The 25357-nt window shown below is 41.2% G+C and carries 21 protein-coding genes; 12 read left to right on the forward strand and 9 right to left on the reverse strand.

What is annotated here, in order from left to right:
- Positions 1–8: 8 nt before the first annotated feature.
- Positions 9–731, reverse strand: coding sequence for a tetratricopeptide repeat protein (locus BM378_RS10260; protein ID WP_036972801.1), 723 nt, complete (start codon positions 729–731; stop codon positions 9–11).
- Positions 732–1276: 545 nt separating this feature from the next.
- Here BM378_RS10260 and BM378_RS10265 point away from each other — a divergent pair.
- A complete protein-coding gene (locus BM378_RS10265) occupies positions 1277–2125 on the forward strand; it encodes a DUF6279 family lipoprotein (RefSeq protein ID WP_074989125.1) in 849 nt (282 codons plus the stop codon).
- A gap of 193 nt (positions 2126–2318) precedes the next feature.
- Positions 2319–3368: a GGDEF domain-containing protein gene (locus BM378_RS10270; RefSeq protein WP_074989126.1), complete on the forward strand. Its 1050-nt coding sequence runs from the start codon at positions 2319–2321 to the stop codon at positions 3366–3368.
- On the opposite strand, the gene BM378_RS10275 is transcribed toward BM378_RS10270, so the two are convergent.
- On the reverse strand, positions 3365–4315 hold the full coding sequence (locus BM378_RS10275) for a LysR family transcriptional regulator (RefSeq protein WP_036972798.1): 951 nt from the start codon (positions 4313–4315) through the stop codon (positions 3365–3367). The genes BM378_RS10270 and BM378_RS10275 overlap by 4 nt on opposite strands.
- A gap of 118 nt (positions 4316–4433) precedes the next feature.
- Here BM378_RS10275 and BM378_RS10280 point away from each other — a divergent pair, with 118 nt between their 5' ends.
- The 7 genes from BM378_RS10280 (at position 4434) to ppiC (ending at position 12622) form a co-directional block, all read left to right on the forward strand.
- Entirely contained in the window at positions 4434–5600 is a 1167-nt protein-coding gene (locus tag BM378_RS10280) for an efflux RND transporter periplasmic adaptor subunit (protein ID WP_074989127.1), read from the forward strand.
- A 6-nt stretch (positions 5601–5606) separates the two neighbouring features.
- Positions 5607–8753: an efflux RND transporter permease subunit gene (locus BM378_RS10285; RefSeq protein ID WP_074989128.1), complete on the forward strand. Its 3147-nt coding sequence runs from the start codon at positions 5607–5609 to the stop codon at positions 8751–8753.
- Complete coding sequence (locus BM378_RS10290; protein WP_074989129.1) at positions 8746–10152, forward strand: TolC family protein; 1407 nt, start codon at positions 8746–8748, stop codon at positions 10150–10152. Before BM378_RS10285 ends, BM378_RS10290 begins: the two co-directional genes overlap by 8 nt.
- Before the next feature lie 13 nt (positions 10153–10165).
- Entirely contained in the window at positions 10166–11188 is a 1023-nt protein-coding gene (locus tag BM378_RS10295) for a zinc-binding dehydrogenase (protein WP_074989130.1), read from the forward strand.
- 47 nt (positions 11189–11235) lie between these two features.
- Complete coding sequence (locus BM378_RS10300; protein WP_083422904.1) at positions 11236–11589, forward strand: thiol-disulfide oxidoreductase DCC family protein; 354 nt, start codon at positions 11236–11238, stop codon at positions 11587–11589.
- Between the two features lie 58 nt (positions 11590–11647).
- A complete protein-coding gene (locus BM378_RS10305) occupies positions 11648–12280 on the forward strand; it encodes a lysoplasmalogenase (protein ID WP_074989131.1) in 633 nt (210 codons plus the stop codon).
- 63 nt (positions 12281–12343) lie between these two features.
- On the forward strand, positions 12344–12622 hold the full coding sequence (gene ppiC / locus BM378_RS10310) for a peptidylprolyl isomerase PpiC (RefSeq protein ID WP_036972789.1): 279 nt from the start codon (positions 12344–12346) through the stop codon (positions 12620–12622).
- 154 nt (positions 12623–12776) lie between these two features.
- Here ppiC and BM378_RS10315 read toward each other — a convergent pair whose 3' ends face one another.
- From BM378_RS10315 to BM378_RS10330, 4 genes are all read right to left on the reverse strand, one after another.
- Positions 12777–13058, reverse strand: a complete 282-nt coding sequence (locus BM378_RS10315; protein ID WP_065979132.1) for a hypothetical protein — start codon at positions 13056–13058, stop codon at positions 12777–12779.
- Between the two features lie 145 nt (positions 13059–13203).
- On the reverse strand, positions 13204–13599 hold the full coding sequence (locus tag BM378_RS10320; protein WP_065979133.1) for a GFA family protein: 396 nt from the start codon (positions 13597–13599) through the stop codon (positions 13204–13206).
- A gap of 482 nt (positions 13600–14081) precedes the next feature.
- Positions 14082–15488 (reverse strand): YfcC family protein, encoded by a 1407-nt coding sequence (locus BM378_RS10325; RefSeq protein WP_036972786.1) that lies wholly within the window; start codon positions 15486–15488, stop codon positions 14082–14084.
- A 161-nt stretch (positions 15489–15649) separates the two neighbouring features.
- The gene (locus BM378_RS10330; protein ID WP_074989132.1) at positions 15650–16870 is read right to left on the reverse strand and encodes a M24 family metallopeptidase; all 1221 of its coding nucleotides are present in this window, start codon (positions 16868–16870) and stop codon (positions 15650–15652) included.
- A 129-nt stretch (positions 16871–16999) separates the two neighbouring features.
- Between BM378_RS10330 and BM378_RS10335 the strand changes: the two genes are divergently transcribed.
- Positions 17000–18079, forward strand: a complete 1080-nt coding sequence (locus BM378_RS10335) for a M24 family metallopeptidase (protein WP_074989133.1) — start codon at positions 17000–17002, stop codon at positions 18077–18079.
- 4 nt (positions 18080–18083) lie between these two features.
- On the opposite strand, the gene BM378_RS10340 is transcribed toward BM378_RS10335, so the two are convergent.
- Positions 18084–18692, reverse strand: a complete 609-nt coding sequence (locus tag BM378_RS10340; RefSeq protein ID WP_074989134.1) for a flavin reductase family protein — start codon at positions 18690–18692, stop codon at positions 18084–18086.
- A gap of 11 nt (positions 18693–18703) precedes the next feature.
- Positions 18704–19450 carry an SDR family NAD(P)-dependent oxidoreductase gene (locus tag BM378_RS10345; protein ID WP_074989135.1) on the reverse strand — a complete coding sequence of 249 codons (747 nt, stop codon included), beginning with the start codon at positions 19448–19450 and terminating at the stop codon, positions 18704–18706.
- Positions 19451–19873: 423 nt separating this feature from the next.
- Here BM378_RS10345 and ppc point away from each other — a divergent pair, with 423 nt between their 5' ends.
- A complete protein-coding gene (gene ppc / locus BM378_RS10350; protein ID WP_074989136.1) occupies positions 19874–22519 on the forward strand; it encodes a phosphoenolpyruvate carboxylase in 2646 nt (881 codons plus the stop codon).
- Here ppc and BM378_RS10355 read toward each other — a convergent pair whose 3' ends face one another.
- A complete protein-coding gene (locus BM378_RS10355; RefSeq protein WP_074989137.1) occupies positions 22520–24556 on the reverse strand; it encodes a tetratricopeptide repeat-containing sensor histidine kinase in 2037 nt (678 codons plus the stop codon).
- 397 nt (positions 24557–24953) lie between these two features.
- Here BM378_RS10355 and BM378_RS10360 point away from each other — a divergent pair, with 397 nt between their 5' ends.
- The gene (locus BM378_RS10360; protein ID WP_227006865.1) at positions 24954–25271 is read left to right on the forward strand and encodes a hypothetical protein; all 318 of its coding nucleotides are present in this window, start codon (positions 24954–24956) and stop codon (positions 25269–25271) included.
- Positions 25272–25357: the final 86 nt, after the last annotated feature.

A 25357-nucleotide genomic window follows, 5' to 3' on the forward strand; every position in this document is an offset into this window, starting at 1 on the left:
TCGTGTCATTATAAACGACCGTCAGGGGCGTATAATCCCGCTTGTATTTTTGCGTAAATAGCGTCGGCTTTTTCTTTTGCAGCTTCAACTTCTGCTGGCATCATGTTTCGCTCGTCAAGTTTACGACTATGACTGGCATCCATATTGCCATTGTATTCAGCAATTGTGTTCCAAATATATGACTTTTCAAGGTTTTTTGGAACGCCCAAACCATCATAATACATTAACGCCATATTATACTGCGCAAGCGTAAAGTTATTTGCAGCAGCCTTTTGATACCAGCTCATTGCTGTGCGGTAGTCCTGTAAAACACCTTCACCATTGGCATACATAACACCTAAATTATATTGTGCTGCAGGGTGGTTTTTTTGCGCTGCCATTTCGTAAAGTGATATTGCTTTCTCTTTGTCTAGTTTTACCCCTTTACCTTCTTGGTAAAGTACACCAAGTGCAAACATTGAATCTGCGTGAACTTGCTTAACGGCTTTTTGGTAAAGCTCTGCTGCTTTACGGTAATCACGCTGAACACCGAACCCACCTTCGTACATTTTAGCTAATTCATAAATAGCGGGTGCATAGCCACGATCTGCAAGGTAATTAAATTCTTGAAGTGCTTCTTCAAAACGTCCTTCATTCGCTGCGAGTTGAGCATCTTCTAGGCTTGCATTGGCAAACGGTGAAAGAAGTAACACGCTGCTTAGCAATAGTGATTTTAAATTAGGCTTGATCATAGTCTGCCTCCAAATGTGTGTTTAAATATCAATAATTAGGGTATTGATAAAAGCCTTGCCGTATCAGCAAATGGGCAAAACATATTGTTAGTTTAGACCCAACTACTGCAAATGCCTAATTTATAGACACCGACACGCTTAGTAATTAACAAGTAGGCTTAAGATACAGATTTTAATAGAAAAACTAAAGAAATAAAAAAAGCCCAGAGTGGGCTTTTTGAGGTCATATCTACCGTCACCGATATGAGCAATGTAGCAAGTAAAGTGTAACGTTTTATGTCGGTGCTCGGGTCGAGGAAGCAACCATCATTCAAGAGTTACGTCTTGAACAAACTTGGTGGAACAGCATCAAACCCTTGTAGGTATCGAAACTGCGGTATAAACAGTTTAGCGAACCAAGTTGTTGATAACGATTATTACTTAGGTTTAACTGTTCGTCAATAGTTAAATGAGAATTAATTTCATTAAAATGCAGGCATTGCATATTTACACTCTCTATCAACTTGCTAAAGTAATTAGACAGGAACAGGATTTTACAAATACAAATGAAAAAAATAGCAAAGTACCTTATTGCACTTAGCATATTGCTTGGCATTGCAGGATGTTCACCTAGTTTTACCTATAACAACCTTGGCTGGTTGTCTGGGTTTTGGATAGACGACTATGTCGACCTGAATAGCGACCAAGCAGATAAGTTTAAACATATAGTCCAAACTAGCCGTGATTGGCACAGAGAAACGCAATTGCCTTTGTACAAGCGTGATCTCGAACATTTAAAATCATTACTTGATAAAAATGTTAGTCATGATGAATTAAAAACCCATTTCTTAGCTGCCAAACTGCATTGGCAAACATTAGTGACAAAACTTGAACCTGAGTTAATTGCATTAGCAAATACCTTGTCTTACAAGCAGCGTGTTGAGTTTGTGGCTGCGTTACAAGAGAACATTAACGATGAATATGAAGAGCATGAACAAAAAACGCCAGCAGAGCATGATAAAGCGCGTTTAGACGACAACCTTGATACCTATAAAGAGTGGCTTGGTACAAAGTTATCAACTGAACAAAAAACATTGGTTGTCGATTTCACTCATCAGCGTGTCGATACTTTTTTGCTCTGGATGCAGTACAAACAAAAACGTTTAGATGCACTTAAAACGTTATTTTTACAAGAAACCAAGCCCGCCGATTTTGATCAACAACTTGCGGTTATTATTAACGACCGAGTTGCGTTCATGAGCCAAGCACTTATTAACGCTGACGACAAAAATTTAGAGAATTACGTGAAACTATTGTTAGCACTTAAATCAACATTAACAGACAAACAGCAAAAAAATGTACGCAATGAATTTAATGATCTGATCGAAGAAGTGACAGCGTTAATCAACGATTAGTTGTTTATTTTGAACTGAATATTTAAGCCGGTTCTGTTATTAGCGTGTGCTACTAATCCAAAGAGATACTGTGTAGTAATAATAGGGATGTAGTGTAAAGAGCTTACCTTAACGCTGTTCACTGTTAATAAAATGTTCCTAATTAATTTGTTTCACGCTAAAATCAAGTAATCATAACAAAGCGAGAAACTTGATGGATATTGGTGCGCTGAGAGGCACTCAGGCTTTACGAAATAACGTTCTTAAATGGATGAGCTTTTGTTTGGGCGTACTTGCAACAATATTCGCTTTTTATAATTTACTCTATAACGACTTTGCTGTGCTTGGCATACTCGAAGTTTTCTTTGCCGTTTTTTGTTTCCATACCTATTTTTACACACGACAACACTATGGCCATCTGTGGCAATCGCTCACTTTGTGCGTTTTTTTGAGTCTGCTTGTTGTTATTGGTACGCATTTTGGAGATATTAAAAACCTGCTATTTATTTGGACGTGCGCTCTGCCCATTTTGTATTATTTGTTATTAGGCAAGCGATATGGGCTATTTTTCTCGTTTGGAATAGCCATCATCCAAGGCATTACTTTACTCAGTAAAGAGACCTTAGTACCGTTAAACTCTGTTAATTCGTTACTCAACCTCTCGTTTGTCTATATCAGCATTTGGGCTGTGTCGCACAGTTTTGAAAATAGTCGTGCAGAATATGGAAAACGTCTTGAAAATTTAGCCTTGTTAGACCCTCTCACAGGGGCTGGCAATCGACTCGCAATGACTCATTATTTCGAAGTTGAGCTGACTCATAAAAATGGTTTGTTTATGTTAATGCTCGACCTTGATTACTTTAAAAAAATTAATGATCAGTACGGTCATGAAGTAGGCGATAGAGTGTTAATAGAGGTCACCAGTTTCTTTAGGCAACGGCTTAATAAAGGCTATGTGTTTCGTATTGGTGGCGAAGAATTTGCTATCTTTTTACCTGCAAGTGACCCACAGAGTGCGTTTGAATTTGCGGATATGTTGCGTGAGCAATTAGCCACAATTGACTACCAAATCGATGAGCACACAATTAATGTAACCATTAGCATTGGTGTTGCGTGTTATATGCCAAAGCAAACCCTTAAAAACTTTATAAAACGGGCTGATGACGCCTTATATCAGGCAAAACAGCAAGGACGTAATCGTGTTGTTACAGCCTATGAGTTAAATATTTCTCAACTGTTTTGCGATACAGATAAAGCAAGCTAAGTACTTTTTTGATACATGGCATCGTAATTAGGGATATTTGCTTCCCAAATGGGGATATCTTTACCTATGTATTCACGCATCGCATCAAAAAATAAGCGTGTTCTGACTGGCAGGTCTCTGTGTGGATACACAGCATACACCGCACTGTAATCAAGTAATTCAATGTTGGTCAAAATAGGCACTAAATCACCTCGCTTTACTTCATTTTCAAGTATAAAGGCAGGAGCGAGCACATACGCGTTTCCTGAAATAGCCTTCATAAGAAGTACTTCTGCGTCATTAGCCCTGAAAACACTTTTAATATTTTGCTCGATAATATCGCCATTAGCATTGCGATAACGAATACCACTTATACGCTTACTCGGACTGGTGTAGCTGGCTGCTGGCAGTTCTTTTAAATCTTCTACAGATGTTGGCATACCGTAGGTTTCAATAAACTCAGGCGAGGCTAAGAGCAACATCCGGTTACGTGCAATTTTACGCGCGATGAACGAGGAGTCTTTTGGTTCGCCAACACGAAACGCGAGATCGTAACCCTCAGACACTAAATCAATTAATCTGTCGTCTAGACGAAGTTCCACTTCTACTTGCGGAAAACGTTTTTGAAAGTCGTTAATAACCGGTTGAATGTAGCGTTTGCCAAGAATACTTGAGGAAGTGATTTTAAGGGTTCCTCGCGGTTCTTGGTGATAGTTTTCAGCTAGTCGCACTGTTTCATTTAAGAGATCTCTGAGTTCAGCGGCTTTTTTGATCATTTCAGCCCCTGCTGCAGTTAATGAAAACGAGCGCGTGGTTCTATTAAGCAAGCGAACACCTAACTCGTCTTCTAGGCGGCTAATTTGTTTAGAGATAACTGAGCGGTCGATGTTTCTCGATTCAGCGGCTTTTGCAAACGAGCCTCGTTCTATTACCTCAAGTAGCATTAACAGGCGGCTGGTGGTATCCATAGCAGTTCCTAAAACATTATTGATGCCATTTTGGCATTAAAGAATTTAGAAATCTATCATTTTTGTCATCTAATTAGTGCCGTAACATTGTCTCCAATCTATAAACAGGAGAGTCGTGATGAACAAATCTATTCTTGCAGTGGCAGTGGCCATTGCGAGCTTAACGCTTGCAGGGTGTGGCACAGAAGCCAACCAAGCAGCGCAGCAACAGCATTTACAACCTATTGATGTAGCACAAGTACTCGTTAAGCCAGTACAAAATTGGCACACCTATACAACACGTTTAGAAGCACCGCAAGAAGTTGCGCTCATGCCACGTGTTTCGGGTGTGATCGATAAAATTAACTTTAAAGAAGGTGACAGCGTTAAAGAAGGCGATTTGCTTTTCACGCTTGATGCACGCCCTTTTGCTGCGGTGGTTGATAGCTTAAAAGCGCAAATTGAAAGCGCCAAGGCAGCACTTGAGCAAGCTAAAAGTGAAGCAAAACGAGCTGAGCGCTTAACAGAACGAAAAGCTATTTCAATTGAGCAAGCAGAGTCTCGTAAATCAACCCTTAGACAACGCGAAGCGCAATTGCTAGCTCTTCAGGCAGAACTGAGTGCAGCTAAGCTTGATTTAGCATTTACCCAAGTTCGTTCACCCATTGATGGCGTAGTATCGCGAGCAAATATCACCAAAGGTAACAACGTACTTGCCGGTCAAAGTGTGTTAACACGCATTGTTTCAAACCAGCAAATGTATGCTTACTTTGATATTGATGAGCGCACGTGGAATCAGTCATTTTCTGATGTTACAGCGCAAAGCGAGCAAGCGGTCGTGATGCAAAAAGTGGGCGAAACGAGCTTTAACTTTAATGGCAAAATTAATTTTATTGATAATCAAATTAACGAAACTACCGGTACTCTTCGCGTTCGTGCCGTGTTTGAAAACGATGAGCAACAACTGCGTGCGGGGTCATTTGCTCGTATTAAGCTTGCAGCCAATAAAGTAAGCGAAAAAGTTATCGTACCAGAGCGTGCAATTGGTACAGATTTAAAGAACCGTTTTGTACTCACTGTGGGTGAAGGCAATGTTCTTGAATATAAATTAGTGACGGTGGGCGAGCGTTACGGCAGCCTACGCGCGATTACATCAGGCTTAAATGAAAGTGATGTGATAGCCGTCAATGGCCCTGCTCGTGTAGGCCCGGGTATGCCTATCTCACCAAACACCGTCACCATTAACAGCGACGGAATAGCATTCACTCTTTCCAGTACAAATTCAGACTTGGTCGCAAAACAGTAGGGCAAAATGAAATTTTCACACTTTTTTATTCAGCGACCCATCTTTGCTGCGATGCTGTCACTTATCTTTCTTATCGCAGGGGCCATCTCGTTATTTCAATTGCCAGTCAGTGAGTATCCAGAAGTGGTGCCGCCAACGGTTGTTGTGACGGCAAGTTACCCGGGTGCAAACCCAACGGTGATTGCTGAAACAGTGGCGACTCCGCTTGAGCAAGAAATCAATGGTACCGAAAACATGTTGTATATGTTTTCGCAAGCAACCAGTGATGGCCGCATGACACTAACGGTAACGTTTGCGTTAGGTACTGATTTAGACCGTGCACAAGTACAAGTGCAAAATCGTGTAAATAGTGCACTACCGCGCTTACCACAAGAAGTTCAGCGTTTAGGTGTCGTAGCCGAAAAATCATCACCCGATTTAACCATGGTGGTGCATTTATACTCACCTGAAAAAACGCACGATACGACCTACTTAGCGAACTATGCTGACTTGTATATCAAAGACCAAATTGCACGTCTTCCGGGAGTGGGTGACGTACGTATGTTCGGTGGTGGCCAATACTCGATGCGCGTTTGGCTAAATCCAGATGCGCTATCGGCACGCGATTTAACAGCCATGGACGTAGTAAATGCATTGCGTGCGCAAAACCAACAGGTTGCTGCGGGTAGCTTGGGTGCACAACCTACGTCGAAAAGTAACCAATTCCAAATTCTAATGAATGTAAAAGGGCGCTTAAGCTCACAAGAAGAATTTGAAAATGTGATCATTAAAGTCGGTGAACAAGGTCAGCTTACACGCCTAAGTGATGTTGCACGCCTTGAGCTTGGCCAAGACACGTATGCACTAAGAGCGATGCTAGATGGTCAACCAGCCCTTGCTATGCCCGTATTCCAACGCCCGGGTTCTAATGCGATTGAGCTTTCTGATCAAGTGCGCGAAACCATGAAGGTGTTAGCTAAAGACTTTCCATCAGGAGTAGAATACGACATTGTTTATGACCCCACTATTTTCGTACGCGGCTCGATTGATGCTGTAATTAAAACGCTTTTAGAAGCAATCGCGTTAGTTGTTATTGTTGTGGTGGTGTTTTTACAAACATGGCGTGCATCGGTTATCCCACTGATTGCTGTGCCAGTATCTTTGATTGGTACGTTTGCGGTAATGCAATGGTTAGGCGTATCTATTAATACCTTATCGTTATTTGGGCTCGTACTCGCAATTGGTATTGTTGTCGATGATGCCATTGTTGTGGTTGAAAACGTTGAACGAAATATCGAACAGGGCTTATCACCACTAGAAGCAACTCGTGTTGCGATGACAGAAGTAACCGGGCCAATTATCGCTATTGCGTTAGTATTGTGCGCGGTATTTATTCCTACGGCTTTTATTACTGGTTTATCGGGTCAGTTTTATAAGCAATTTGCACTCACTATTACTATTTCAACGGTTATCTCAGCATTTAACTCGTTAACATTATCGCCTGCGTTATCGGCGTTATTATTAAAAGGCCATGATGCAAAACCAGACCGTTTAACTAAGTTATTAAACCGCCTATTTGGCAACTGGCTATTTAAACCCTTTAACCGCGTGTTTGATAAAGGCGCAAATGGCTACGAAAAACTCGTGCAAAAGCTTATTCGTATGAGTGTGATTGTATTAGTTGCTTATGTTGCGCTTGTTGGTGGCACCGTTAAATTGTTTGATGCTGTTCCGGGTGGCTTTATTCCACAGCAAGACAAGCAATATTTAGTGGCTGTTGCACAGTTACCTGATGCGGCAAGCTTAGACAGAACCCAAGAAGTCGTGCAAGAAATGGAAAAAATTGCACTACAAGTCCCCGGTGTTGCAAACACTGTGTCGTTTCCTGGTTTATCTGTAAATGGTTTCACCAATAGCCCAAATAGCGGCATTGTGTTTACTCCGCTTGCACCTTTTGAAGAGCGTCAAGACCCGAGTATGTCTGCAATGGCGATAGCGGCGCAGTTAAATCAAAAATTTGCCGCTATTGATGAAGCGTTTGTCGCGGTGTTCCCGCCACCGCCAATTCAAGGTTTAGGGACTACTGGCGGCTTTAAACTGCAAATTGAAGACCGTGCTAACAAAGGCTTTGAAGCACTCTTTAACAGTTTACAAGCAACCATTACTAAAGCGCAGCAAGACCCTGCATTAATGGGACTTTACTCTAGCTTTAGAATTCAAGTGCCACAAATGGATATCGACATTGACCGAGAGCAAGCGCTTATTCAAGGCATTCCTCTTGATGAAGTATTTAATGCCTTACAAGTCTATTTAGGTTCTGTGTATGTGAATGACTTTAACTTGTTTGGTCGTACTTATCAGGTAAATGCGCAAGCTGATGCTGATTACCGTCAAGATCCAGAGCAAATTTTGAATCTAAAAGTACGTAACCGTATGGGTGAGATGGTGCCATTAGGTTCTGTATTAACGGTCACACCAACAACAGGCCCAGATCGTGTGATGCACTATAACGGTTATCCTACAGCTGAACTAAATGGTAGCCCAGCACCAGGTTATAGCTCAGGCCAAGCACAGCAAGCTATTGAAGCAATCCTTGCAGACACACTCCCCAATGGGATTGAGTTTGAATGGACAGAAGTAACCTATCAGCAAATATTAGCGGGTAACACCATGGTGTATGTTTTCCCACTTGTTGTATTGCTTGTGTTCATGGTACTTGCGGCGCAGTACGAGAGCTTGAGATTACCACTGGCTATTATTCTGATTGTGCCTATGACTATTTTCTCGGCCTTGTTAGGAGTGTGGCTTGTGGGTGATGACAACAATATCTTCACACAAATCGCACTAATCGTACTGGTTGCGCTAGCAAGTAAAAACGCCATTTTAATGGTTGAGTTTGCACGAGATCAGCATAAAACGGGAATGTCTCATCTTGAAGCCATTATTAAAGCGTGTCGCTTACGACTTCGCCCAATTCTAATGACATCAATTGCTTTTACGGCAGGTGTTGTACCACTTGTTCTTGCCACTGGTGCAGGTGCTGAGATGCGTCATGCTATGGGTAACGCGGTATTCTCAGGCATGATTGGTGTAACCGTGTTTGGCTTATTGTTTACCCCGGTGTTTTATATGTTAGTAACGAAAAAATCGCAGAAGGAGCAACACGATGCATAAGCCTCTTGATGCAATCTTTAAGCAAGGCAAACTTGTAAGTGCAATGCTGTTAGCTGGTGTATTGGCAGGCTGTGCACAAAGCGTAGATATACAAGAGCAGCAAGTTAGCCTGACACAATTTGTCAGTGATACACAAATTGGTGCACAAAACGAAGGTGCGAGCGAGAATAACTGGTGGCGTCGTTTAGATTCAGCGCAGTTAGACAATTTAGTGACTGATGCATTAGCAATGAATCACGACTTAAAAACCAGCCAACTTCAACTTGATGCAGCCATAGCTCGTTTAGGTGCAGCCCGCGCGGATTATTATCCGCAGGGCAGCCTAAGCGTAATCGCAGAGCGCAGTAGCTTAGATGGCGCTATTACGCGCCAATCAAACGCGGGTGTTAATGTAAATTGGCAGCTTGATTTATTTGGTCGTATTACAGCTTTAGTGGATGCTGCGAATGCTGGCGCACTAAATCAAGCCGAGCAGTTAAGGGCATTGCAGGTTGAAGTGGTTTCAGCCGTAGTGCAAGGCTATGTAAGCTATCAAGGTAATGTGCAAAAGCAAGCGATTATTGAGATGCAAATTGAGGCGTTAGAGCAAAGTATTGATGTGCTAAGAGCGAGAGTTGAAGAGGGCGTTGCCAATGAGTTGGACCTTAATCGTACCCTTGCTCAGTTAAAGCAGCAACAAGCGCTTATTCCTGAGCTTAGTTACTTGCAATATCGCGACTTAGCAACCCTTGCGGTGCTAACTGGCCGACTTGCAAGCGACATAACGCTGATTGAAGAGTCTGAATTATTGAGCCGCGATTTTAGCGTGTCGTTTTATAAAGCGAGTGAAGCAATGGCACTCAGACCGGATATTACCAGTGCCTTGTATCAGTTCAGTCAAGCTTATTCACTCAGTGTTGCAGCCTCTAAAGCGCTTCTGCCTGATATTAGCCTAGCAGGGTTTGCAGGTGTGGTGAGTTTAACCAGTAATGGTTTAGACGATACCGTGCAACAATGGCAAGTGACGCCAAAAGTTGAATGGTCATTACTCAGCTATCCTGCATTATTGGCTCAACGAGACGCACAACAATTTTTAAGCGAAGCGGCTTACAGCGACTATCAAAGTAAAGTACTAAAAGCGATAAGCGAAAGTGAACTTACCTTGCAACGCTTAGTCAAACAACAGCAACAACTTGATTTTGCTAATCAGCGTTTTAATTATGCGAATAAAGCATTTGAACAAGCTCACGCTATGTATGAAGAAGGACAAATTCCTTACTTAGAGTTGTTAGATGCGAGACAGGATGTTTTAATAGCGCAAGAAAATGCTGTTGATTCAACTATTGCATCTGTCCAGGCCAAGGTAAGCGCATATAACGTGTTTAACGGTCGTTGGAGCTTTGAACTTAACAATCTTTAACCCAGAGTATTAAATGTCACATATTCAACAAACTACAGATCTTCCGTCAACAATGCGCGCGCTAGCAGTGGTTGAGCCCAATGACGCTATTACGTTATCTGAGCTTTCTGTGCCAGTACCGAGTCCTGAAGGGAACGAACTTTTGATTAAAGTTGAATATGTGGGCTTAAACCATGTTGATGCTAATTTTGCAAAACAAGGTTTTTGTAAATGGCATTACCCGCATGTATTAGGCCATGATGCTGTTGGGGTGGTTGTTCAGGCAAATAAAGGTGTATTCCCTGGTGTTGGTGCACGCGTTGTATGGCACGCCAGTCTTGGCGACCAAGGTGTGTTATCTGAATACACAACGGTGCCAAACTATGCTGTATCGGTTGTGCCAGATAACGTATCACCTGCAGACGCTGCAACCTTACCTTGTTCAGGTATGACGGCATTAATTGCCCTTGATAAGTTGCAGCTGAGCGAAGGGGATTCACTGTTTATTGATGCTGGTGCTGGCGGGGTTGGCCAATTTGCTATTCAATTTGCTAAGCAACGTGGTGCAACGGTGTTTACCACCGCCAGCAAACACAATCATAAGTTACTTAAGCAATTAGGTGCAGATGTCGTGTTTGATTATAAAGACCCTAAACTTGAAGATAAAATTCGTCGTGAACTAGGGCCGCAAGGCTTTGATGCTGTGCTTGATTGTATTGGTGGCGATACTACCATTCGTAACGTTGAGCTAATGCGCTTTTGTGGCCATATTGCATGCTTAAACGAACTCCCGAAATTCGAACAAGAACTGATGTTCAGACGCGCACCTAATATTGGTATTGTGTCGCTTGGTGGGGCTTGGCTTGCTAATAGCTTATGTGCACAGCAAAAGCTAAGTTTTATGGGCAATTTATTACTCGATAATGCAGCGCGTGGTGAGATAAAACTGCCACAAATCCATGCCGTTGACTTTAGTGCCCACGCGGTTTCTGATGCACTGAATAAACAACTTGCTGGTGGCTTCACAGGGAAACAAGTTGTGCAAGTAAGCGGTTAAACTTGCATACTCACTGCCCAGTCATTTTGTTTGATGGTCAGTGAAATCTGTGCCATTTTTGTGTTCGTTTTATTCTTCGCTTTGATAAACAGATAACCTTTAAGTTATGCCCAATGCAAAGCGATAAAGGTGAGCGTTTATTAAAAGCGCATGAAGTTAAAGATCCACTTTCCTCAATGTTAGTGATTGATAAAAACCAGCTATATAAACAAAGTGATGCTGTGTTATTTATCGCAAATGAATTAGGGTTTCCATTCTCAATTGCTAAAGTGTTTTATCTGCTCCCAAAGGGCTTTCGCGATCATATTTATGATTGGGTAGGTCGTAATCGCTATCGTATTTTTGGTAAACAAACTCAGTGTAAGTTACTGAGCGAAAAACAAAAGCAACATTTTTTATAAACATTTAAAGTAAATTTTGCTATTCTCTTTATTGGGAACAAATAAAAATAATAAGAATATGAAAATTCTCTTTCTAATCCTTTGCACCTTTTACATTGCTTTACTGCTATTTATACCTGCATTATCTCAACCCTCTATGGCGGTATTTAAAGCATTACCAATCGGTGTGTTGATTGTGATGGTGTTAAAAGCACGCAATCAGATACAAAATCGCATTTTGATCACGCTATTAGTAGCACTTAGCTTTTCGGCACTTGGTGATGTGCTACTCGTCTTTGATACAGGGCAGCTTTTTATAGGCGGTTTAGCGGCATTCTTTGTAAGTCACGCTTTTTATATCATTACCATGTTACCTATTAAACACTGGCGAATAGAAGTCGTATTACTTTATCTCTTTTTTGCAATCATCGTTTTTTGCTTATTCTATCCAAACCTGAATGACATACTCATTCCCGTGCTTTTTTATATGTTGGTGCTCACCATAATGGCAAGCCTTACTTGGATGACGGATAAATCGAACGGTTTTTTAGTCTTAGGTGGGGCAGTGTTTGTTGTATCAGACTCTATTCTTGGCCTTAATCGTTTTTATTTTGAAATTGTGCATGCAGATATCGCAATCATGTGTAGTTATTATTTAGCGCAATTTTGTTTGATTAAAGGGTTCTTACCAGCAATAAGCAAACAGAAATAGCCGCAGTGGCTCAGTTTAGTTTGTCGTGATAAAATATCTGCGTTTTAATTTTCGAGATACTCCATGGCCAATACAGCACATGCATTGCATATTTTAGTTAAACATAAAGAGCAAGCTGAAGATATCATTAAGCAACTTAAAAAAGGGGCTAAGTTCCAAACCCTCGCTAAAAAATATTCAACGTGTCCGTCAGGTAAAAAAGGCGGGGATTTAGGCGAATTTAGACGCGGGCAAATGGTACCGCAGTTTGACAAAGTTGCATTTGGCGGCGAGATCCTTGAACCGCATTTAGTGAAAACCCGCTTTGGTTGGCATGTAATTAAAGTGCTATACAGAACCTAAAGTTTAAAGCCTTAGCATTTAAATCATTATTGGACAGAAATGAGTTTTAGTCGACGGGCGGTTCTGTGCCAGAAGCGGACGGTGGTAACGGCCGCCACAAACGCGATCAGCGTGTTGCGAAATGAGCCGCGCAGCGGCGTTTAAATGGCGCTTATTATGTGTTTTGGGCACTTAATTTTTTCCCTTTGAGATAGCACCATATAAAAGTTAAAACACAGGTGGCTTTAAGAGCCAATAGTTCCAACGGTTTCCACCATGCTCCTGTCTCAGCTTCGATTATGTCTGATACGCCAAATAGAGTGAATGCAACCGTAGCTACCAGCAAAAGCGTTAGCCAACGATTATCTCTGCGCCTAATGACAGCAGTAATTAGCATCCCTAAGCCAATACTGAACCATAAGCCAGCTTCAATATGGTTGAATGTTTCTATGGTCATAATTTACACATAACGCCGCGTTAAGGGGTGAACAACGCCAACCACCTAACCTAAGCCATTGTGTCGTAATCACTTAAACCGATTCAAACTAAAAATGCCAAGCGTTGTGAATCCCTCTTAAACGCTTTGTTATGCATATTTTCTCCTATTCGTGTGGATGTTTAGGAAATTGTTTTGCGCGGTCTCCAATTTTAAACCAATGTGGCTTTTCCGAAACAAACTCATGAAATTGATTTTCTATTTCAAACTCAGTATCTAAGCAATTAGCATTGATTGGAAACGAATCCATTTCAGATAGAACCTCACCAAGAGAAGTCCCACAAACTGAACAAAAACATCTGTCGTATTCATATGGCGGCTGAGCTTTAAACGTAGCTATTTTATCTCGACCTGTAGTTATCTTAAACTTATCAGACTTAACAAAAACTAATGAACTCGCACCAACTTTACGACAACGACTACAATGGCACATACCCATCATACTTGGCTTTTCAACTAATTCGAATTGAACCGAGTTACAACAGCAGCTTCCTTTAATCATCTTGATCCCTTTTATAAACGCAGTTTGTTTAACAAGATAATAGCACTAGCTGTATATATGTACAGGTTAAATTATGCATAACATGTTTATAGCGAGCGAATCGCGCGTTTTTCTACCACTGCGTCGCTCGCTTTTCTGAATGACTCATTTGTAACAAACTTCTTAACTAATTGCCATTACTACTAAAATGCAGTAGTCCTAGCTTTTGCCTCAGGACAAAAACGAGCGATTGTGTTGCTTTCCTGACTATGCAAGCAATATACCTTGACGAAATAGAAAAGCAATTGTGAACGGCCGAAGTTCACTATTTTTAGAAATTCTCCTAAACACGTCTTGGGGCAGAAGCGAGTTGCGGCTTATGGTCAGGTTTTGCACAGGCTTGTCCTTTGACTCCAACTCCATTTTATCCAAAAATGTGTTGTTACAAAGAACTCAAAACATGTAAAAAAAGCGCCTAGGGCGCTTTTTTAATATCAACTAGCTTAATTTAGTGTGGGTTGCACATCTAGCCCATAACCAAACATAACTGCGATTACCAGTACTATTGATGCGGCAGCCATTAGTTTGATAAGCAGTGGTAAACAGAATCTAAACCAATGGCCGTAGGGTACGCCAGCCATACCTAAAATACCCATAAGTACGGCATTGGTAGGAATGATCATATTTGAGAACCCATCACCAAATTGGTAAGCAAGTACTGCAACTTGACGTGGCACACCGACTAAATCTCCTAGTGGTGCCATTAGTGGCATCGTGACATAAGCTTGACCAGAACCTGATGGAATAAATGTATTTAATACAGTTTGAATCACTAACATGCCAATCGCTGATATTTCGGCAGATACATAAGACAACGGTAACGACATGCCATGCACTAAACTATGCAGAATCTGACCATCCTCTAAAATCAGCGCAATACCCCTTGCAACACCAATCAAAATTGCGGTTGTTACTAAGTCTGACACCCCCTCAATAAATTTATTGGCCGCTTCATCAGCAGATAACTTGCCTAAAATGGCTACAACGACACCCCATGCGATAAAAACACCACCTAGCTCATATAAATACCATCCTTTTGATGCGATACCCCAAACAGCAATCGCAAGGGTAATAATAAAACTACCTAAAATAAGTTTATGGCGAAGAGCAAGTGTTGGGTAACTTGCAGCCGTTTGATTTTCAAGCGGGCAAGGTACACCTATCATCATCGACTTAGACGGATCATTGGCCACCATTTTGGTGTATTTCCAAACATGATGAAAACCGATAAGAACAAATGGAATGAAGATGGCTAAACGTAACCATAGGCCAGAGTAAACAGGAATACCTGCAATTTGTTGTGCTATTAATACGGTGAAGGGGTTAAATGCCGATACACCATACCCAATACCATAGCCTGCGACTATCATACCGACTGCGGTCATCGCATCGAGGCGCATTGCTTTACACAGCGCAACTAAAATAATAACAAACGGGATGTACTCACCTGCAGTACCAATACTGCTCGATGCAAGTGCAAAGCAAAATACCACCATAAATATTAAACGCTGTGGTTTTTCACCGTGGCGCTCAAGTAAGCGACCGATTAGTGCATCAACAGTACCTGTTGCGCGTGCTATGGCTAATACACCCCCGACGATTAATACAAAGAAAATTACATCTTGTGCCGCGGCAAAAGCGCGAGGAATTGCTTGTAATAAATCCCAAGGAGTTAAATAGTGACGTTCTGATACTGTTTGATAAGTACCCGCAACGACCATTTCTCGGCCTGAGTCACTGAGTGTTGTGCTGAAGAAACCCTGTGGTACGAGCCATGTTGCGATTAAAGCAATGACCATCATACTGAGTAGTAAAATTAGCGTGTGGGGAACTTTAAAATGCAAACCCATTTATTCTCCATAATATTTTTATAGGTAAAATTCTTGAAATAATACCATGGCTTAGACAAAAAAGGTGACCGAAAAGTAAGCGTATTGTGAACTAATGTAATATGTGAAGTGCATAAAGACAGGGAAAGAGACAGGCCACAATACAGTGGCCTGAATAAAACTTATTTACTTAAGCCAAACGGGTCATCAATGCTGTGTGCCGGTTCTGTAAACCAGCATGGACCCGATTCCGTCATGTAAAAGTGATCTTCTAATCGAATACCAAATTCGTCAGGAACAACAATCATTGGCTCGTTACTAAAGCACATACCCTTAGCAAGTTTAGTTGTATTACCCCCAACTAAATAAGGCCATTCATGAATATCTAAACCAATGCCATGACCTGTTCTGTGAGGACATCCCGGTGTTTGATAGTCTGGGCCCATACCATTAGCTGCGAGATATTGCCGTGCCGCATCATCGACCGAGCCGCAACTAGCACCAATTTTAGCGGCGTTGAATGCAGCTAATTGTGCATTTTTTTCATGTTGCCAGAACTCACGTTGGCGTACAGTTGCATCTCCAAAGACATAAGTACGTGTAATATCAGATAAGTAATCATGTACTTTACAACCTGTATCAATCAACACCACATCCCCTTTTTTAAGGGTTTGTGGGTTCTTTACACCATGCGGGAAAGACGACGCTACACCAAATAATACAATGCAGAAATAGTTTCCTGGTGCGCCTACTTTTTGGTGTGCTTTTTTAATAAAGGCTTCGACTTCGGTGGTTGTTATCCCTTCGTAGAGCATACTTGCAGTGGCTTTATGAACTTCAAGAGTCATATCCATAGCACGTTGCATAAGAGCAAGCTCATTCGCTGATTTATGCATACGGCAATGCGCTGTAACACATTGGGCATTAATGATGTTGTAATGGCTGTTGGCTTTATTTATCCCATCATAAATAAAGAATTGCGCGCTTTCATCTATACCAATCGTAGCATTTTTATCGATACCCATTTCACACAGTACATCAACACACAATTGATACGGGTTTTCATGTTCTTGCCAGCCGCGTATTGGACCGTCAATCACCATAAAATCATTTAAACTACCAATTTCAAAATAAGGGGCGATGTATTCAACATTGCCTTTCGCAGGTAAAATAGCGCCAACTAAACGTTCACTTGCATACCAACGCATTCCAGTAAAATAAGCAAGGTTGGTTCCTGCATTCAGATAAATTGCGTCTATATTATTGGCTTGCATATAGGCTTGCGCTGCGCTGATACGGGCTAAAAATTCATTACTTTGTATCGGGGTTAAATCTGTTGTCATATCTGATAAAGAAGCCAGAGCTTGCTCTGGTGACTGAATACCGATGCCATATGTTGTCATTGTTTACTCCTTGGTTTTTTCACATTGTGACCTGAGTGTGTAACGGGATGCAAATTCACTGCGACTAATCGCATCTAATTCGTTTTTAAATCGAATGCTGCTAGCATGCGCAAAAAATAAGGAGTGATGATGCAAGCAAACTACCTACAAAGACAAGCTGAATTTAAAGCCCGACTCGAACAGCAAGGCTATAGCGCCATGTTAGTTCTTGGTCATGAAAATATTCGTTACTTAAGTGGTTTTAGTGGCAATGCCGCCTACGCATTGATCACAAAGAACGACTGCATACTGATAACCGATTATCGCTACCATCAGCGTGCTACTGCAGAGACTTCGGGGTTTGATGTGGTGTGCCGTGACCGTGATACTGAAAGTCTTGGTGACTGCATCAACCGTCATTTAGCTGCTAAAAGTCATGTTGCTTTTGATGCAAGTTATATCACAGTTGCAGTATGGCAAGATGTAGAAAAAGCGCTAAGTAATCACACCTTTGCCCCGGTTACTGGTCTTATAGAACAGCAAAGACGTGTTAAAGATGCTTGGGAAGTTGAGCAGATTAAAGCGGCTGCAGCAATCGCGGATCAGGCTTTGGCAGAGACCTTACCTTACTTCAAAGAAGGGGTTACTGAGCGTGATTTAGCCTTAGAACTTGAATACCGAATGCAGAAGCTAGGATCCGAAGGCATGTCTTTTGCCACTATTATGCTATTTGCTGAACGAACAGCGCTGCCACATGGTAATCCGTCTTCACAGGTGTTAAAACACGGCGACTTTATCACCCTTGATTTTGGGGCTGTGGTGAACGGATACCGCTCCGATATGACACGAAGCTATATACTGGGTGAGGCATCAGATAAACAAATATCGATTTACAAAGCTGTACAAGAGGCGCAACAAGCATCACTTGCGTTTGTTAAGCCCGGTATCAACTGTTTGGCGTTAAATGCGGCATCACAGCAAGTATTAGATGATGCAGGATATGGAGAGTATGCAGGTAAAGGACTCGGGCATGGGCTAGGGCTTTTCTTACATGAAGTGCCTTTTATTAATACCTTGACTGATTACACCCTTGAGGTTGGTAATGTGATAACCATAGAACCTGGCATCTATATACCAGGTTATGGTGGGGTGCGTTTAGAAGACGATATCGTCGTTACTGACACAGGATACGAAGTATTAACGCACGCACCTAAGCCATTTATTATCTAAGCCACTATTTTTTAGCGTACGCTAAGCGGGCAAGTCGTTCAGTCGTGTGATAACTGTCGAGCCCGCTTACTGCGACGGTCTCTAACGATTCGATATCGACAAACCCATCGTTGTCTATACTGTGTTTATCAAGGTGAATAGCAGTAATTTCACCAATAATGAGTTCGGTGCCATTGATTTCAAGGTGGTGGTGCTCTTTTAACTCAACGCCATATTTAAGCCGGCTGTCTTTCACGTAAGGGGCTTTGAAGTCAGCGAGATATTCTGCTTCTAAACCCGTCGCAATAAACTCAGATTCCGCTTTATCATAGCGTGCAGATGTTTGGTGTGCCTGTTGATAAATTGTTTTATTAACGTGGTTAATCGTATAAAACCCCGTCTCTAAAATGTTTTCTAATGTATGTCTAGGCACAGAATGTGGACGGATTATCATGCCTACCAACGGCGGGTGTGCGCCTAAATGAAACACTGAGCTGACAATGGCTAAATTTGTATGCCCTTGATTATCTTGTGTGCCAATTAAATTAGCACTTTTGAACCCCGATAAACTATTAATGAAATGGGCTCGGTATCGACTGTCTAAATTTTCAATGGTGTTTTTTGAAAAGTACATAATTTTCCTTGTTACCAATCAATGGTTTTTCCCTGCCAATCAATGTAAGCAGGATTATCTAACTGAGATAAAAAATGAGTATCTGCAACAAACTTATAAAGCTGCTTAGCAACAAATTCTGGTGTAAAAAGCTTATCTGCTGGGACATTAGCTTGAAAAGGTTTAGATAAAGGTGTGTCTGTTGTGCCAGGATGAAACAGCACACAGTGGTTATGTTGAAAACGACGTTTGATCTCAATCGCAGCCGATTTAAATAGCATGTTAAGTGCAGCCTTTGAGGCACGATAACTGTACCAGCCACCCAGTTTATTATCAGAAATGCTGCCGACACGGGCACTCAATGCACAGATAACACTCGGGGTTTTACGGTTAAGCAAAGGTACAAAAGCATTAACGCAAGCAATCGGTAATAAAGCATTCGTTTTCATGCTGTCGATGAAGTGTGCCTGCGATATGTCTGATAATTTACGCTCTGGAGCATGATCCGAATTATGCAGCATGCCATTGAATATCATCAGTTGCGACAACGGAGTGTCGTAGCGTGCAAGCTCAGTTGCCACAGCGGCTAAACTGGCATCACTGTAATCAGTGATAAAGTGCTGATGGCGCACATTATGTTGAGTTGTGCTATTAAAACTATTGTCAAAATCACTTCTGCTCAGAGTCACAATGATGGCATCGGTTAATTCATTGTGTAGCTCATTAAAGTAGGCTTTTGCAATATCACTGCTTGCGCCAGATAAAATAATTAGTTGCATTTTTAGCTCAATTCTAAATTTTTTAAAAAATATTTTTTCTCGTTCAACATAAAAAAGTCGCTTAAGAATGGGCCGTTTTTTATTCTTAAACTAAAAAGACAGACATAATTCAACATCTAAAAGCCTTACCAACTGTTTTTTGAACACGCCTTTATTTACACGGATTTTGCCTAAAATATTGGTAAGTCCATTTTACCAATTGAATGGATGAAACATGGTTTGTTAAGGCTAAGCTGCATAATTATTACGCTTTTATGTTTATATATTGGTTATTCTTTTTTACGAACATGTTAGAAAATTCGATCTATTAAATTGACGCTGACAATGATATTAATAGAAAGGATCAGTATTTTGTAGGCGTTTTGCTTAGCAAAATACTGTGCAGTAAGTACTTTCAACTTAGTAAAAGAAAGGAGTATGAGAATGAGTGAACAATACGCTGCACTTCGCGGTAATGTTAGCATGCTTGGACAAATGTTGGGTCAAACGATTAAAGATGCACAAGGACAAGCCATTTTAGATAAAGTAGAAGAAATTCGCGCTTTATCTAAATCGTCACGTAGTGGTAATGAAGCCGACAGACAGGCCCTTATTGATGTACTACACGCTCTCACAGACGAAGAACTATTACCGGTTGCACGCTCATTTAATCATTTTTTGAACCTTGCTAATGTTGCCGAACAATTTCACACTGTGTCACGCTTTAATGATGTTGGCTTTTGCCAACTTAATCCTCTCACTCAAACATTAAAAGCGTTAGCAACTGCGGCAAATCAAGGCCACATTGATGTTAATCATTTAGCCGAAACTCTCTCAAAACTCCACATTAATTTAGTGCTCACCGCGCACCCTACAGAGGTGACGCGTCGTACTATGATTAACAAACACGTTGAGTTAAGTGATTGCTTAGCGTCATTAGAGCGCAAAGACAATCTACCTACAGAGCGTGCAGAACTTCTTAACCGTATAGAGCAGCTAATAAGCCAAGCATGGCATACGGATGATATTCGACGTTCACGCCCGACCCCTATTGATGAAGCAAAATGGGGCTTTGCCGTGATCGAAAACAGTCTATGGCATGCTGTGCCACGTTTTCTGCGTGAATTTACTGATGAGGTTAAATCTGAACTCGATTTAAGCTTACCAATTGATTACAGCCCGATAGAGTTTACATCGTGGATGGGCGGCGACCGTGACGGAAATCCATTTGTCACCGCTGAAGTGACGCAACAAGTGCTTGACCACGGTCGTTGGATGGCTCTCGATTTATATTCTCGTGATATTGAAACCCTGAGTAACGAACTATCAATGTCAGATGCAAGTGATGAGCTCATTGCGCTGGCAGGTCAAGAATTCGAACCATACCGTGCGGTGCTGAAAAACTTAAAAAATCAGATTGCTGAAACAGTTACGCACCTTGGTGCAAAAATTAAGCGTAAACGTACAGATTCTGAGGATTTAATTACCGACATAGCACAAATAAAACATCCCATTGAAGTGTGTTATCGCTCGTTAATTAAAACCAACATGCGAGTGGTTGCAGACGGTTTATTACTTGATGTGTTACGACGCATAAATAGCTTTGGTTTACGCCTAGCTAAGCTAGATGTACGTCAAGATTCGTCGCGCCACAGTGATGTGTTTTCTGAGTTAACACGCTATTTGGGCTTGGGCGATTATCACCAATGGCAAGAGGACGATAAGCAAGCTTTCTTACTTGCTGAGTTAAATTCGCGCAGACCGCTTATTCCTAAGCATTGGAAACCGAGTCCCGATGTACAAGAAGTACTAGATACCTTTGATGTTATTGCTGCACAAGATGCACACACATTCGGTTTATATATCATTTCTATGGCACGCACTGCGTCTGATGTATTAGCTGTGCAATTGCTTCTAAAAGAAAGTGGTTGTAAGTTTAAATTACCCGTGGCTCCTTTATTTGAAACGTTGGATGACTTAAATGCGGGTAAAGATGTTATCGAGTGCCTACTTGATAACACTTGGTATCGTGGTCATATACAAAACCAACAAAATGTCATGATTGGCTATTCAGATTCTGCGAAAGATGCGGGCATGATGGCTGCTGGCTGGGCGCAGTACGAAGCCATGGATAAACTTGTTCAACTTGCTGAGCAACGTGGCATTGAGTTGGTATTGTTCCATGGACGAGGTGGCACCGTGGGACGCGGAGGCGCTCCTGCGGCGCAAGCACTGCGTTCTCAACCGCCGGGTTCATTAAAAGGGGGATTGCGTGTTACTGAACAAGGCGAGATGATCCGCTTTAAGTTTGGTCTGCCTGCCGTTGCGCTACAAAGTCTTAATATTTATGCTGGTGCAGTGCTTGAAAGTAATTTGTTACCGCCTCCTGAGCCTAAGAGTGAATGGCGTGATGTGATGCAGCTTATTAGCGCCGAGTCATGTGAGCATTACCGCGATGTGGTTCGTCATGATGAAAACTTTGTTCCCTATTTTAGAATGGCGACGCCAGAGCAAGAGCTTTCAAAATTGCCATTGGGTTCACGCCCTGCGAAACGAAACCCACATGGCGGGGTAGAAAGTTTGCGTGCAATCCCATGGATTTTTGCATGGAGCCAAAACCGCCTAATGTTACCGGCTTGGCTTGGCGCATTAAGAGGTTTACAAGCTGCACTAGATAAGTACGGTATTGAAACCTTGCATGAAATGAGTTTGCAATGGCCATTTTTCCGTGCGCGTTTAGAAATGCTAGAAATGGTATTTAGTAAGGCGGATAGCTGGTTAAGCGCACACTATGATGATGCGTTAGTGACAGATCAATATAAACCGCTCGGTGTGAAGTTACGCCAAGAACTTAATGAAGCAATTGAATTGGTTCAATCATTGAGTCCACAAAAAAGTTTACTTGCTGATCAACCGTGGATCAAAGAGTCTATTGCTTTGCGTAACCCGTACACCGATCCACTCAACTTGTTACAAGTTGAATTACTACGTCGCTCGCGTGAAGCAGATGCTAGTTCAGCGGGTGATATTGATAATGCACTCATGATCACCATGACAGGGATTGCTGCGGGTATGCGTAATACCGGTTAATCACTCTTCATCTACTAATCGTACGTCGATTGGTAAGGTAATTATAAACCGTGCGCCGTGATCAGATGACTCGGCGCATATTTTGCCTTTTAAGTTATACTGCACTGCGTTAAAAACAACATTTAAACCCAGCCCCAAATGCTGGCTACCCATATTGGATGTGTAAAAGGGGGTGAAAATTTCTTTAAGAATTCCGTCTTCAATTCCTACACCGTTATCTTGATAGATAATATCAACACACTGCGCATTCTGCTTAATTACAATGTCTACTTTGCCTTCATCACGGTCAATAAACCCATGTTCGCAGGAGTTAATCACCAGTGTTTTTAAAACATCACCTAAAATAGAGGGGTAAGACATAATCGTGACATCATCACCACTCACTTCGTAATAAATATGTTTTTCTAGATAGATACTCAGCGGTTCTAATCGGTCGTGCATATACTCAAGAAGCACAATATTTGACATCGGTTTATCAAGATTAATAGAGACATTGAGCGATTTAAATTCTTCAACAATGCTGGCGAGTCGATTAACACTACTGATCACCAACTCTTTTGCACTGCTGGTATCATTTATAAACTCGTGGAAATGCTTGCTGGTTAAATTCCGGTTTTCAAACTTATCAGATAAGCCCGTTAAGTATTTATCTATTAGCGAGCTGGCTGTCACAATGGTGCCTATCGGGGTATTTAATTGATGCGCCATGCCTGAGACTAATGACGTAAGCGACGCTATTTTTTCGATTTCTATAAGATGGCTTTGTGTATCGTGGAGGCGTTTGAGCGTGGCTGCGAGTTTATGTTTTTGTCTGTTAATACTTCGTATGGCTATAAATGAGCCGATAATAATCAAGAATAGACACATCGAGATGGCAATTGTTAAATCTTGGAATGCTTTTGCTTTGGTTGCTTTTATTTGCTCTGTTTTGGTTAGTTCAGAAATTCTCACTTCTTTTGCAGCTAAATCAGCTTCGGCTAAGGCTTTGGTTAAATTAACACTTGCCTGACGTTTCAAAGCGACCGTTTGTATGTCGTTGTACTGTTTATAAGCTATCAGTGCATTTTGATAATTGCCTTGTTTTTCATAGAGACTTGCCGTGAATTTTGCGACTTCTAGCTGTGTTTCAAAATGCGTATATTTATCAGAATCGAGATCGATTGATGTGATCAAACTAATTGCGTGTTCAATTTTACCTTGTGCTTCATATGTCGCTGTAAGCGCTAAAATAGCACTCATGTATTCACTGCTTACATCATGCTCTTTTATTAAATCAACGGCGTTTAATAACACGTTTTCAGAGGCTTCTAAGTCACCTAGCAGTCGAAGAATTTTGCCTTTCAGGACTAAACTTATACTCTGGTGTGTGATGTAGTCATGCTTTTCTTGCAAAATGAGTAGCCCATCTAAAACTGCCATCGCTTCATCGTATTTTTTAAGCCCAACCAGTGCGGTCGCAATATTCATTGATGCAAACGATTCGTTGAGTGTTTGATTATTTGTTTGTGCGTAGAGTTTGTAATTTTCGAATGTGGTTAATGCTTCTTTAAAGCGTTCTAATTCTAAGTAGATAAGCGCTATATTGTTTTCGACTTGATAAACAAGAAGTTGATTTCGTTGTCTCGCAAAGGGAATTGCATCGTTATAGTAGTTGAGGGCTTCTTCGTAAAGGCCAAGTCGTGAATAGATTCCACCAGAAAGGTTGTAATACCCATACATTAAACTCTTTTCACTCAGTCGAGAGACCATGCTTTTGTATTCTACCACTGACTGCATCGCATCTTCGAACTGATTGTTTTCAAATAAAAACCAGGTTTTGTAGTTGGTAATCATAACTCTTTGTTCGAGTGAAAAGTCATCTGTTTCGAGTAAAGAGTTGACTAAATTGAGCCCTTCGGTTGGGGAGTGTGCGTAGCTTTCCCTGATTGTATTGCGTATTTTTTCAAACTCATCTGCTGTTTTAACGTTAGCTTGACCCGCAACGGGGAAGCTAAACACCAGCAGACTAAACAAAAATGTAATGAGTACTCTGGCCATGCATGAACTCAATAGATAAAAAATAAAGTATTAATACCAGAATAGTTCATACGTTCGATTTCGTTCAGGTACAAACTGTATATTTTATTAGTAATGTGAATTATCAGAAAAAACGTATTGTTGGTTAGGAAAAATTACAGGTATCTAACAAGTAAACACAACGTGAAATATCGCTACAGATATTTAATTATTATCTAGCACTAAATTATTATTTACTTGTCTGGTCTGACCTATTTTATTGCTAGGTGTTGACTCAGTTGTAGATATCAATAAAATAGCGCGGCTTTCTCATTCAGCCTAGATTAAGCCCATTTAAAAATTACCCACAGACTTTTAGAGTAACTTTATGACCAATGTGTCTACTTGCATCACATATGATGCATCGACGTCGCTTGTAATGATGACGTTAAGAGGGATGGCAAGTGCACAGGATGTGATAAATTTTTACCAAATAGCCCATCAATACTCTTTATTGTATGGATCAGATAAAATTTTGGTCGATGTATCCGAGTTAACCCATAACTTTGAGCCTGCAGACTTATTTACCATTATGCCCGTTGTTGCAAACACTTTAAAGCGAGCTGTAATCGCAATTGTGGTCAGTTTTGATGGGTTTATGCATGACCTGTTTGTGCAAAAGGCCAAGCGTTATAACGTGCATGCAGAAAATTTCGAATGTTTTCAAACAGCAAAAAATTGGCTTATAGAACAGTAATCTCAAAATGTGACATACACACCTGGTTCTACTTTAAAGCTGCAGATAATTAGCCTATTAAATCGGGACATAATTGAGCTTTGCAC

The organism is Pseudoalteromonas lipolytica (genome assembly GCF_900116435.1).
GTDB lineage: Bacteria > Pseudomonadota > Gammaproteobacteria > Enterobacterales > Alteromonadaceae > Pseudoalteromonas > Pseudoalteromonas lipolytica.